General features: G+C 70.5%; 9 protein-coding genes. 5 read left to right on the top strand and 4 right to left on the bottom strand.

Annotation, left to right across the window (positions count from 1 at the left end; all coding sequences use genetic code 11):
* Position 1 precedes the first annotated feature (1 nt).
* Entirely contained in the window at positions 2-1327 is a 1326-nt protein-coding gene (locus tag HD597_RS41845) for an ABC transporter substrate-binding protein (protein WP_253750513.1), read from the bottom strand.
* A gap of 7 nt (positions 1328-1334) precedes the next feature.
* Positions 1335-2582 carry an ABC transporter substrate-binding protein gene (locus tag HD597_RS41840; RefSeq protein WP_253750510.1) on the bottom strand — a complete coding sequence of 416 codons (1248 nt, stop codon included), beginning with the start codon at positions 2580-2582 and terminating at the stop codon, positions 1335-1337.
* 129 nt (positions 2583-2711) lie between these two features.
* Here HD597_RS41840 and HD597_RS41835 point away from each other — a divergent pair, with 129 nt between their 5' ends.
* The 3 genes from HD597_RS41835 to HD597_RS41825 are packed head-to-tail and all read left to right on the top strand — an operon-like array spanning position 2712 to position 6207.
* Complete coding sequence (locus HD597_RS41835) at positions 2712-3218, top strand: PadR family transcriptional regulator (RefSeq protein ID WP_185109639.1); 507 nt, start codon at positions 2712-2714, stop codon at positions 3216-3218.
* Positions 3215-3943, top strand: coding sequence for an ABC transporter ATP-binding protein (locus HD597_RS41830; protein ID WP_253750508.1), 729 nt, complete (start codon positions 3215-3217; stop codon positions 3941-3943). The genes HD597_RS41835 and HD597_RS41830 overlap by 4 nt, the downstream gene beginning before the upstream one ends.
* On the top strand, positions 3940-6207 hold the full coding sequence (locus HD597_RS41825) for an ABC transporter permease (protein ID WP_253750505.1): 2268 nt from the start codon (positions 3940-3942) through the stop codon (positions 6205-6207). Before HD597_RS41830 ends, HD597_RS41825 begins: the two co-directional genes overlap by 4 nt.
* On the opposite strand, the gene treS is transcribed toward HD597_RS41825, so the two are convergent.
* A complete protein-coding gene (gene treS / locus HD597_RS41820; protein ID WP_253750502.1) occupies positions 6194-7906 on the bottom strand; it encodes a maltose alpha-D-glucosyltransferase in 1713 nt (570 codons plus the stop codon). The two genes, HD597_RS41825 and treS, sit on opposite strands and share 14 nt — an antisense overlap.
* 264 nt (positions 7907-8170) lie before the next feature.
* Complete coding sequence (locus HD597_RS41815; protein ID WP_253750499.1) at positions 8171-9808, bottom strand: asparagine synthetase B family protein; 1638 nt, start codon at positions 9806-9808, stop codon at positions 8171-8173.
* Between the two features lie 74 nt (positions 9809-9882).
* On the opposite strand from HD597_RS41815, the gene HD597_RS41810 reads away from it, so the two are divergent.
* Both HD597_RS41810 and HD597_RS41805 read left to right on the top strand, forming a co-directional pair.
* Positions 9883-11730 carry a glycosyltransferase family protein gene (locus HD597_RS41810; protein ID WP_253750496.1) on the top strand — a complete coding sequence of 616 codons (1848 nt, stop codon included), beginning with the start codon at positions 9883-9885 and terminating at the stop codon, positions 11728-11730.
* Positions 11731-11740: 10 nt separating this feature from the next.
* On the top strand, positions 11741-12355 hold the full coding sequence (locus HD597_RS41805; protein ID WP_253750493.1) for a DALR anticodon-binding domain-containing protein: 615 nt from the start codon (positions 11741-11743) through the stop codon (positions 12353-12355).
* Positions 12356-12371: the final 16 nt, after the last annotated feature.

The raw sequence follows: 12371 nt of genomic DNA, 5'->3' as shown, positions 1-12371 counted from the left end.
TTTACTTCCAGGCCTTCTTGGCCTCTGCTTCGAGCGCCTCCTGGGTGCCCTTGACGTCGCTCGGGTTGCGCAGGAAGTCCTGCAGCACCTTCCACTCGCCCTTGCCGTCGGTGGCACCGAAGGCGCTCGGCGCCAGGTCCGACATGTCGTAGCGGACGGCGTCGCCGGCCGAGACGATCGTCTGGCCGAGCTGCTTGGTCAGCTCGTCCGGGTAGTTGTCGGGGGAGACGTTCTTGTTGGGCGACAGGTAGCCGGGGAGCTTGGCCCAGACCTCGCCACCCTCCTTGGAGGCCAGGAACTGCACCAGCGCCATCGCGCCGGGGGAGTCCTTCATGGCCACGGCCACGTCGCCGCCCAGCACGACCGGAGTGGTGTCACCGGCCTTGGGGAACGGGAAGTACTTGGCCTCCTCGCCGACCTTGGCGCCCGCGTTCACGGCCTCGACGGCCACGAAGTCGGCCTCGATGACCATGGCGGCCTTGTCGGTGCCGTAGACCTTGGTCACGCAGGTGGGGAAGTCGGTCTGCATGGTGCCGGAGGTGCCGTCGACCAGGTAGTCGGCCTTGGAGGTGATCTGCGCGATCTTCTCCAGGGCCGCGCCCACCGTCGGGTCGGTCCACGGGATCTCGTGCTTGGAGAGCTTGTCGTAGTTCTCCGGGCCCGCGGTGGACAGGTACACGTTCTCGAAGAGGTCGGTCAGCGTCCAGCCGGAGGCGCCGCAGAACGAGAACGGCGGCGTGCCGGAGTCGGCGACGGTCTGCGCGGCCTTGACCAGCTCGTCCCAGTTGGTCGGCGGCTGCACGCCCGCGTCCTCGAACGCCTGCGACCGGTACCACACCAGCGACTTGTGGGCCGCCTTGACCAGCACGCCGTACGCCTTGCCGTCGACGGAGCCGAGCTCCTTCCAGTACGGCGTGTAGTTGGTGTCGATCTCCTTGATGACCTCGGGGGTCAGCGGCTTGAGCGCGTTCTGCTCGACGTACTGCTGCACCAGGCCCGGCTGCGGCAGGATCGCGACGTCCGGCGGGTTGTTGCCCTGGATGCGCGGGCCGAGGTAGGCGCCGGTGTCCTCGCCGGTGGAGGCGTAGGTGACCTCGGCGCCGGTCTTGTCGGTGAAGGCCTTGAGCACCTGCTCGAAGTTCTTCTGCTCGGCGCCGGTCCACTTGGCGGCGACCTCGAGCTTGACGCCCTGGAGCGGCTTGGCGCCGCCATCGGTCGCCGATGCCGATCCGGCGGCCGTGGGCTCGGTCGTCGTCGGCGCGTTGCCGCAGGCGGCGACGGCTACCGCGAGCCCGGCCAGGATCGCTGCTGCTCTGCCTTTTCGCATGGCTGCCTCACTGGGTTCTGATGATCTCTTCGAGTTCGGACTTCATGGAGGCCGCGACGTCGTCAGCGGTCTCGGGGGAGGGGTTGCCGAGCGCCTTGGCGACCGAACTGGCGATCACCAGGCTCAGCTGGTTGTAGTTCGCGCTCACCGGCCGAGGACGGGCGGCGAGGATGCTCTCCTTGAGCACGGGCAGGTAGGGGAAGCGCTCGATGAGCTCCGGGTCGTCGTAGAGCTCGGTCCACACGGGCGGGAACGAGCCCTCGGTGAGGACCCGGCGCTCGTTCTCCAGGCTCGTGAAGTAGCGGATGAACTCCTGCGCGGTGTGCTGGTGCTTGGAGTAGGCGCTGATGGCCAGGTTGGCGCCGCCCAGCGTGCTGGAGCCGGGGCCGTCGAGGCCGGGCAGCCGGGTCACGCCCAGCTTGTCGCCCAGCTCGGCCTTGGCCGGTCCGTACGCGTGCGGCCAGTTACGGGCGAAGGCCAGCCTGCCCTCCTGGAAGGCCAGGCGCGACTCCTCCTCCTTGTAACTCAGCGACTCCTTCGGGATCCAGCCCTCGCGCAGACCCTGGAGCAGGAAGTCGAGTGCGGTCCCGCCCTTGGCGGGGTCGAGGGTCACCTCGGTGCCGTCGCGGCTGACGAGCTCCCCGCCGGCCGACTGCACGGCCTCGGAGAAGTTGACCGTGAGCCCCTCGTAGGCCAGGAACTGCCCGGCGTAGCCTCCTATGTTGTGCTTTTTCGTTATTGCGCGTGATTGGTCGCGAAGCTCGGCCCAGGTCCGGGGCGGCTTCCTGACCAGGTCTTTCCGGTAGTACAGCAGCCCGGCGTTGCTCGTGTACGGAACGGCCCAGAGCTTGTCCTTGTAGACGGCCGTCTCCACGACGGGCGGCAGGAACCTGTCGAGCGGGAACAACCCGCGCTCCAGGGGGATGATCCAGCCGTTCTCCGCGAATTCGGCAGTCCACACCACGTCGAGCCCCAGCACGTCGTACCGGCTGCTCTGGGCCTGAAGGTTGGCCGCGATCTGAGCGCGTTGCTCGTCGGCGGCCTCGGGCAGCTCCAGCAGCGTCACCTTCTCGGCCGGGTGGGCCTGGTTCCAGCGATCCAGCAGGGGTTGCAGGTACGCCGTGGTGTCGCGTCCGGTGGCGAAGGTGATCGGGCCTGTTCCGCCCGTCCCCGTCTCGCCGCCGCCCTGTTCGCCCGCCGCCGTACATCCGGCCGCCAGGGTCACGGCCAGGAGCACGGGCAGGAGGCGGAACACCCTGTTTCCTCCACGTTCAAGTTGAATTACATACGTGTTAGGTAGATGCATTCATGTTATGCACAGCGGTAATCTGTAGGTCAACGGATTGCTCTGTAACGCTCACGTAACAGAGCGGGGAGGAGAGCGGTGCGGCCTCATCTGCTGGCGCTCCTGGCGAAAGAGCCTGCCCACGGCTACGAACTCAAACAAGCGCTTGAGCAGACCTTCGGCAGCGCCTATCCCTCTCCCAACATCGGGCAGATCTACGTCACGCTCGGCAGGCTGGAGAAGGACGGTCTCATCAGGGCTGTCGACGTGGAGCAGTCCAACCGGCCCAACAAGAAGGTCTACTATCTGACCGCGAAGGGCCGTGAGTCGCTCGAAGCCTGGGTGGACGAGCCGACCGAGGGCCCCAGGGTGCGCGACGAGTTCTTCATGAAGCTCGTGCTCGCCCCGCTCACCGGCATCGCGGACCGGATGGCGCTGATCAGCCGTCAGCGCCGTCACTACCTGTCGCTGATGAGCGATCTGAACGACCTGCTGTCCCGCACCGCACCGACCGATCGGGTGGCGATGCTGCTCATCGAAGGGGCCATGTTGCATCTTCAGGCGGATCTTGACTGGCTCGAACGCTGCCAGGAGGATCTGGCATGAGCGCGGTTGTGAAAACGGTCAATCTGGTCAAAATCTACCAGGATGGCGCGGTGCCCGTTCCGGCCGTACGCGGGGTGGACCTGCAGGTCGAGCCGGGAGAGTTCGTCGCGATCATGGGCCCGTCGGGGTCCGGCAAGTCCACGCTCGTGCACATGCTGGGCGGCCTCGACGCGCGCACCAGCGGCGAGATCTGGCTCGACGACAAGCGCGTGGACACGCTCTCCGAGAGCGCGTGGGCGCTGCTGCGGCGCAAGAAGATCGGCTTCGTCTTCCAGTTCTTCAACCTGGTCGCCAACATGACGGTGGGCGACAACGTCGAGCTGCCCGCGCTGCTGTCCGGAGCCTCGCCCAAGGTGGCCCGCGAGCGCCGCGAGAGCCTGCTGGCCGCGCTCAACCTGACCGACCGCGCCGACGCCGCGCCCGCCCAGCTCTCCGGCGGCGAGCAGCAGCGGGTCGCGCTGGCCAGGGCGCTGGCCAACGAGCCCAGCCTGCTGCTGGCCGACGAGCCCACCGGCAACCTCGACAGCCGCAACACGCGCGACGTGCTGCGCCTGCTGAGCGAGGTGCACAAGGAGGGCCAGACCATCGTCATGGTCACCCATGACGCCCGCGTCGCCAGCCTGGCCGACCGGCTCGTGTCCCTCTTCGACGGCGAGATCGTGGACGACGGCCGCATCCCGCGCCGCCGCACGCGCACGGCCGGCGAGGTGATCGACCTCCGATGAGTACGGTGCTGGCCGGTGGCCGGTGGATCAGGGCCGACCTGCGGGCCAGGACGGGGCAGGCGGTGCTGACCGTGCTCGCCGTGGCCGGCATCGTGGCCGCGCTGATCACCGCGGCGACCCTGCTCGAAGACGGCACCAACCCGTGGCGCAGCCTGTCGGCCCAGACCGACGGCGCCCACGTCTGGATCTACACCAAGGACAGCCCCCAGGTCTCGCTGGGCGCCATCGACGGCGTGACGCAGACCGCGGGGCCGTACCGCTCAGCGCCCGTCACGGTGGCGCAGGACGGCAAGAAGGAGCCGGCCTCGCTGCGCGCGATGCCCGCCACCCCGCCGGCGGTGGCGCACCCCGTGGTGGCGGAGGGCCGCTGGCTGGACCCGTCGCAGCCTGACGGGGTGGTGGTGGAGCGCTCGTTCGCCGGCTCGCTGGGGCTGCGCATCGGCGCGCCGTTCACGATCATCACGATCAACGGCGGCCGCCACACGCTCTACGTGCGCGGCATAGCCGACTCCGCCGACCAGGGCTTCTACCCCGAGTGGACGCCGGGCCTGGCCTACGTGCTGCCCTACATGCTCGACCGCATCGAGCCCATGCTGGGCCGCAGCGAGTGGGTCACCGGGCTGCGCCTGGCCGACCCCGAGGCTTCCCAGGTCGTCTCGCAGCGCGTGGTCGTGCTGCTGGAGGACCGGCTGCAGCGCGTCTACACCTGGCGCGAGGTCAGGGCCGCCATGGAGCTGGACAACCGGCTGCTGGGCACGCTGCTCGCGCTGTTCGGCGTGGTGGGGCTGGTGGCGGCCGCGCTCGCGCTGGCCAACGCCGCCGGCGGCCGGGTGCTGGGCCAGCTCCGCGACCTGGCCACGCTCAAGTCCATGGGCTTCACCAGGGGCCAGGTCGCGCTGCTGCTCCTGGTCGAGCACGGCGCGCTCGGCCTGCTCGGCGTGGCGATCGGCACGCTGGCGGGCTGGGGCGTGATGGCGGCGATGCTCGGCGCGGGCTCGGTGGCGCCCATCCCGGTGCTGGCCATCGTCGCGGGCACGGCCCTGGTGGTGCTGGCGGCCGTCGGCGTGCCCGCCTGGCGGGGCGGGCGCACGCCGCCGATCCCCGACGTGCCCGCCGCGCCGCCGCGGGGCCACCTGTCCAGGCTGGCCCGCCTGGCCCTGCTCGTACGCCTCCCGCCCGCCCTCGTCCTGGGCACCAGAGACGCCTTCACCCGGCGGGTGCCGGCGTTCCTGACGGCGTTCGGCCTGGCCGTGCCGATGATGATGACCACGATCGGGCTCGGCGTCTGGGCCACGCTGGACAACTTCTCCGCCCACCCCGAGCAGGTGGGCCAGCACGCCGCCCTGTACGTCAGGCCGGGCAAGGAGGATCCGGCGGTCGCCGAGCGGCTCGCCGCCCAGGACAAGGACGTGGCGGAGGTCTACCCGGGCACCGACGTGAACGCGCTGGCCCCAGGCGAGGCCCGGTCGGTCCGGGTGCGGGCGATCGGCAGCTCGACGACCCCGTACCCGTTCCCGGTGGTCGAGGGCCGCATGTACGGCCGCCAGGGCGAGGCGGTCGCCGGCCAGGGGCTGCTCGACCTGCTCGGGCTGAAGATCGGCGACCGGGTGCGGCTCACCGTGGGCGGCACCCCGCTGATCGTCCGGATCGTCGGCAGGACCGTCGAGCCCGAGCAGGACGGCGAGGTGCTCTCGGTGGGGCTCGACAGCCTGGCGGCCAAGGACGCGGTGCCGCCGGAGTACTACGCGCTGGCGCTGAAGCCGGGCGCCGACCCGCAGGAGGTGCGCGGCCGGCTGCTGGCCGTCTCGAAGGAGGGCCTGGACGTGCAGGCCGCGATCAACCCGGCCGACCGGCTGGCGATCATCCGGGTGGTGATCGTGGCGCTGATCGCCGTGCTGACCCTGATCGGCCTGGCCAACCTGCTCACCGCCAGCGCGCTCGGCCTGCGCGACCACGCCTTCGACCTGGCCGTCCTCAAGGCCATGGGGCTGACCCCGCGCCAGGTCATGGCCACGCTGGTGACCGGCACGGGGCTGCTGGTGGTGCTGGGCGTGGGCGTGGGCGCCGCGGCGGGGATCTCCGTCGTCACCGGGCTGATCGACTGGCAGGGCCACACCAGCGGCGTAGGCGCGGGCATCGGCCGCGCGCCGTCGCCCCTGACGCTGGCGGTGGCGGTGCTGGTCGCCGTGGGCACGGCCCTGGCGGTGGCGCTCATCCCGGCGCGCCGCGCGGCCCGTGCCCAGGTGCCGGTCACCTCTCGCTGAGGTCGGCCTCGGCCTTCTTCAGCGCGAACCAGTAGAAGCCGTGCCCCGGCAGGGTGAGCAGGTAGGGCAGCTCCCCGATCGGCGGGAACGGCACGCCGCCCCTGGCCTCCACCGGCGTCATGCCCTCGAAGCGCCGCAGGTCGAGCTCGACGGGCTGCGGGAACTTCGACAGGTTGTTGACGCACAGCATCACGTCGTCGCCCTCCTCGCGCACGTACGTGAGCACGCACGGGTTGGAGGACCACATCTCGGTGTAGGCGCCCACGCCGAACACCGGGTGCCTGCGGCGGATCTCCAGCATCTTGCGGGTGAAGTGCAGCAGCGACCCCTCGTGCCGCTGCTGGGCCTCCACGTTGACCGCCTGGAAGCCGTAGATCGGGTCCATGACCGCGGGCAGGTAGAGCCGGCCCGGGTCGGCCGAGGAGAACCCGGCGTTGCGGTCGGGGCTCCACTGCATCGGCGTGCGGACCGAGTCGCGGTCCTCCAGCCAGATGTTGTCGCCCATGCCGATCTCGTCACCGTAGTAGATGACCGGCGAGCCGGGCAGCGACAGCAGCAGGGCGGTGAACAGCTCGATCCGGTCCCTGTCGTTGTCGAGCAGCGGGGCCAGGCGGCGGCGGATGCCCAGGTAGGCCCGCATGCGCGGGTCCTTGGCGTACTCCTTGTGCATGTAGTCGCGCTCTTCCTCGGTCACCGTCTCGAGCGTGAGCTCGTCGTGGTTTCGCAGGAAGATGCCCCACTGCGCCTTCTCCGGCAGCTTGGGCGTGCGGGACATGATCTCGGAGATGGGCTCCCTGGTCTCCTTCTTGACCGCCATGTAGATGCGCGGCATGAGCGGGAAGTGGAAGGCCATGTGGCACTCGTCGCCGCCCGTGGTGGGGTCGCCGAAGTACTCCACCACGTCCTCGGGCCAGCCGTTGGCCTCGGCCAGCAGCACCCGGTCGGGATAGAGGCGGTCGACCTCCGCGCGGATCTTCTTCAGGTACGCGTGCGTCTCCGGGAGCCCGGAGCACGCGGTGCCCTCACGCTCGAACAGGTACGGCACCGCGTCCAGCCGGAACCCGTCGATGCCCAGGTCCAGCCAGAAGCGCAGCACCTCCAGCATGGCCTCCTGCACCGCCGGGTTGTCATAGTTCAGGTCCGGCTGGTGGTGGAAGAAGCGGTGCCAGTAGTACTGCTTGCGCACCGGGTCGTAGGTCCAGTTGGACTCCTCGGCGCCGATGAAGATGATCGGCGCGTCGGGGTAGCCGCCGGGATGGTCGGACCACACGTAGAAGTCGCCGTACGGCCCCTCGGGGTCGTGCCGGGACGCCTGGAACCAGGGGTGCCGGTCACTGGTGTGGTTCATCACGAGGTCGGTGATGATCCGAAGGCCCTTCTCATGGGCCTTCTCGATCAGCGCGACGAAGTCCCCCAGGTCCCCGAAGTCCGGGAGGATCTTCATATAGTCCGAAATGTCGTAACCGCCGTCACGCAGCGGAGACTCGTACAGCGGCAGCAACCACAGGCAGTCCACGCCGAGCCACTCGAGATAGCCGAGCTTCTCGATGAGGCCGCGCAGATCGCCGGTGCCGTCGCCGTTGGAGTCCTTGAACCCTCGGACGAGAACCTCGTAGAACACCGCCCGCTTGTACCAGGCTGGGTCCTCCGAGACGAAGGCCTCGGAGATCGGCTCCGGCGATGGGGATGCGTTGATCATGATGTCGCTCACAGGAAGAGATGTGGGCAGGACGAAGTCACCGGTTGCCCCGGCGTTGTTATCTGGTGACCGCGCCGCGTGGAGTCGTCATCCCTGCGAACTCCACTGCCCTCGAACGAGACCGGATTTGTGATCTGGTGCCCGTTTGTGCGGCGCTTACGGGCCGAACACTACCAGCCCGTTGGCTTTCCGGAACCCGCTTCTGCTGTGCGAGGTGTAATACCCGCGAGATCAGAACGTAATCGCCCTGTTACCCACAGTTCACTAAAAAGGTGTGGCCAGGTCGGAGAGGTCGTTCTCGAAGTCGCTCAGCCAGAGCCCGAACAGCACGAGTCCGCGCACCCAGAACCGGTCGTTCCAGCCGTTGAACCTGGTCAGCGCGTCGGGCCCGCCTGCCACCACCTCGTGCAGCTCGTCCGACAGCAGGTTCGGCACGCGGGTGGCCAGAACCTCCAGCATGCGGTGCGAATAGTTTCGGGCAGGAGCGGCCGTGGAGCGCAGCGGCACGCGCTGGAGCGGCTGCTTGATCACGTTCGTCGAGGGCAGGGCAGCCACGCGCGGATTGGCCGCGTAGAGCACCTCGCGGTAGAAGCGGCCCTTGTCCTTGCGCGCCACGCCGACCGACAGCGCGGCGTCGAAGAACTCCGGATGGATGAACGGCGCCGCGAACGACGCCTCGGGGCCCACCAGGTTCACCGCGGAGCGCGCGATGCCCCGCACCGTCCTGGTGTGCAGCACCGACAGCGGCAGCTCGGCCCGGTGCCCGTGGAGCATCGAGGTGGCGGCCTGGAACTGCTCGCGCACCGTCTCGTCCATCCACTGCGCCGCGGCCTTCGACAGGAACGGCTGCGTCGGCTGCCCGAGCGAGAGCGAGGCCAGCACGGCCGCCGACCGCTCGGCCTGCGTCGTGGCCTCCAGCGCGGCCCCGCTGACCATGAAGTTCTTCAGCAGCGGCCCGCCGGCCAGCCCGTCGACCAGGATCCGGCCCGCGCCGTGCACCTCCTTGGCGAAGGGCGCGTACCAGGCGTGGTGCGGCGTCAGGTACTCCAGCCTGCGCGCCACCTCCATCGCGTCGGCCGGGTAATCGGCGGCGTCCTGGGTGATCACCCGGTGCGGGATGCCCAGCTCCCTGGTGATCGACCTGGCGAAGGCGATGTCGGTGTCGGTGCCGTCGTCGGGGCTGGTCGTCCACGACTCCACGTCGAACCCGCGCGCCCTGGCCACGCTGGCCAGCAGCCGCGAGTCGTAGCCGCCGCTGACCGGCACCAGCAGCCTGCGCCCGTCGTACTCCTCGTACACGCCGTCCAGCAGCTCGACGATCTCCCGCGGGCTGATCCACTTCTCGTACGGCTCCGTGCGCAGCCAGCGCGGCAGCCGCCGCTCGGTCGCCAGGCGGCCGTGCTCGAACACCAGCGCGCTCGCCCCGGGCAGCCGCCTGACCTCGGTGTACGGGGTCGCCTCGCCCAGCGGGAACGTCACCTGCAGGATCGAGGCCCACGCCGACCAGTCGATCTGGACGGGCACGAGGCTGAGCAGGGGCTGGATCAGCGAGGAGAAGTAGACCGCCTCGCCCAGCCGCACGTAGTAGACGTCCACCAGGCCCAGCGCGCCCGTGTGCAGCGTCACCTTCCGGCCGTCGCCGATCAGCCCGGGCGTCTCGTACGTCTCCGCGACCGTGATCCACTCGTCCTCGGCGGCCTTCGGCCCGCGCTCGCCCCAGGCGAAGGCGTAGGAGTCGCCGGCACGGTGGTAGGGCGGCAACGGCGAGGAGCTGAACAGCGCCGCGTCGGCCGACTGCAGCGCGGGCCAGACCTTGGGCCCCGCCGCCATCAGCTTGCCGAGCACCGAGGTGTCGATCCGGCCGAGAGCGCCGCAGACATAGGGCCGCACGTTGAACTGCACCGGATCTCAATCCCTTCAAGACGCTTCTCGGCAAAGAGTATCCTTTGGCGGGCTACGAGAGCGGAGGTCCGGGTTTGTCTATCGAGCTAGAGAGCACGCGGCGGGCGTTGCGCGATGCGATCGCGCAGGCCGGGCGGGCTGCCGAGCTGGCCAGGCTGCTGGACGCCGCCCAGGCCGAGCTGGCCGCGGCGCAGGAGCACGCCGAGGAGGCCCGGGCGCTGTCCGAGCAGCTCAGCGACATCGAGGAGCGGCTGGCCGCCGAGCAGGTCACCTCCGACAGACTGCGCAGGGAGCTGGCCGAGCAGCGCTTCCAGGCCGAGGTGGCGCAGTGGAAGCTGTCCTCGATGAAGGTCGCCCGCTGGAGCCGGCTCGGCGACGCCATCAAGAGCGGCAAGAGCAACCCGGTACGCCTGGCCAAGGGTCTGAGGGGCGCCGCCAAGCCGGTCAAGCGCCCCATCGCGCCCAAGCGCAAGCCGGTGGCCGGCGCCGCCAAGCCCAGGGACGAGCGCCCGGGAGCCGCCTTCCAGGCCACCACCACGACCAGGACGCTCAACGGCGCCTCCTTCAAGCTCAAGCCGTACCGCGTGCCCACCGGCCCCAACACGCGCCCGCACCTGACGGCCGCGGTGATCGCCGACCCGCACGCCGAGGCGCTGCTGCGCTACGAGTGGCGGCAGACCACCGGCTTCACGCCCCGCGACTTCGCCAGGGTGCTCCCCCTGGAGGTGCCGCACCTGCTGGTCGTCGAGTCCGTCACGCAGGGCCCGTGGGCCGAGGAGATCACCGGCGAGCCGGGTGAGGGCCTCAAGGCGCTGCTGGCCTGGTGCGCGGAGCGCGGCATCCGCACCGTGTTCTGGCACACCAAGGGCGAGGTGTCGGCGTACGCCGCCGCGGCCGACCTGTTCGAGCACCGCTTCACCGCCGACCTGACCGTGGCCTGGCCGCGCCTGCAGTACGGCGTGCAGCCCCGGGTGCACAACCCGCTGCCGCTGGCCGGGGGCCGCATCGACCGGGTGCTCACGCTCGACCAGCTCCTGCCCGAGCACCTGTCCTACCCCGACGTCCTGACCTCCTACCGCTGGCCCGCCGCCGCCGACTGCCCGCCGGGCACGCCGCAGTGGCGGCTGGCCGAGATCGCCGCCTGCGGCACGCCGATCGGCCCCGAGGCGGACGGCCGGCGGGCGCACGTGGCGCTGCGGCGGGCGTACTCGATGGGGACCATGAGCGAGCGCGTCGACGAGCTGCTCGACGCCATCGGCCTGCCCAGCGCCCGGCCCACGCTCAACACCTCCGTCCTGCTGCCCGTGCTCGACCCGTACCTGCTGGAGCACGCCCTGGCCCAGGTCGCCAAGCAGTCCGGGGTGGACCAGCTCATCGTCATCGGCCCGCCCGAGGCCGAGCTGCGGGCCCGCGACGTGCTGCCGGACGTGGAGGTCATCCACCGCCGCCCGCAGGCGGCGATGACCGAGGGCGCCATGCTCAACGCCGGCATCGACCTGTGCGAGGCCGACCTCGTCGCGGTCATGGACCCGCGCGACGTCTACGGCCCCTACTACCTGTCGGACCTGCGGCGCGCCTTCCTGTTCAGCACGGCCGACATCGTCGGCAAGGCCGCCTTCTACGCCCACCTGCGCAAGCCCCAGGCCACGCTGCTCAAGCAGCCGGAGGCCGAGTACGGCTACCTGCCCGAGATCGCCGGCGGCACCCTGCTGGCCCGCCGCAACGCGCTGCGCGAGCTGGGCTTCGCCGACCTCACGGACGGCTGGGACGAGGTGCTGATGCGGCAGTGCCGCACGGACGGGATCAAGGTCTTCTCGGCGGACCGGTTCGGCTACGTACGGGTGCGCGACGAGGACCGCTGGCTCCTGGGAGCCGCCCACCTGGTCGAGTACGGCTCGGCGGAGCCGCACGCGCTCATCTAGGCTCGTCCCCATGACACCTGGGGAGCTGGCCGGGGTGCTGGGGGAGCACCCCGAGCCCGAGGGCACCTGGGAGCGTGAGTGCGCGTACGTGTCGGCGGCGGCCCTGCGGCGGCGGCTCCCCGCCGAGGAGCTGGCCCGCCGCCTGCGCGGCCTGAGCGGGGTGGCCTCGGCCGAGGTCAGGGGAAGGGGCTTCCTGCGGATCGTCCTGACCGAGCCGCCCATGGACCTGGAGGCCGTGGCCGTCCCCTTCGAGCCGGCCTGGCCGGACTTCCCACGCACCTGGGACAACCCCGGGTTCGTGGTGCGGTACGGGCACGCGCGGGCGTGCGCCGTGCTGAGATGGGCGGGGCAGCTCGGGGTGCCGGCCGGGGGGCGGCCTGGGGCGCCGCCCGACCCGCACCACCGGCGGGTGCTGCGGGTGCTGGCCGAGCTGCCGGGGCGGCTGGTCAGCAGGGAGCCGGGCTGGGAGGCTTATCTCCTGCGGCTCGCGCTCGCCTACCACGACGCGCACGAGCGGGCGCCCGCCGTTCCGGTGGGGGACGAGGAGCCGGGGCCGGTGCACGCGGCGCGGGTGCGGGTGGCGGAGCTGGTCGGCAAGGTGCTGCCGGGACCCGATCGGTTGTAACTTGTCACAAAATATC

This window comes from Nonomuraea thailandensis, assembly GCF_024172165.1.
Lineage (GTDB): Bacteria > Actinomycetota > Actinomycetes > Streptosporangiales > Streptosporangiaceae > Nonomuraea > Nonomuraea thailandensis.
The sequence above is the reverse complement of the archived record's forward strand: the minus strand, read 5'-3'. Positions and strand labels throughout refer to the sequence as shown.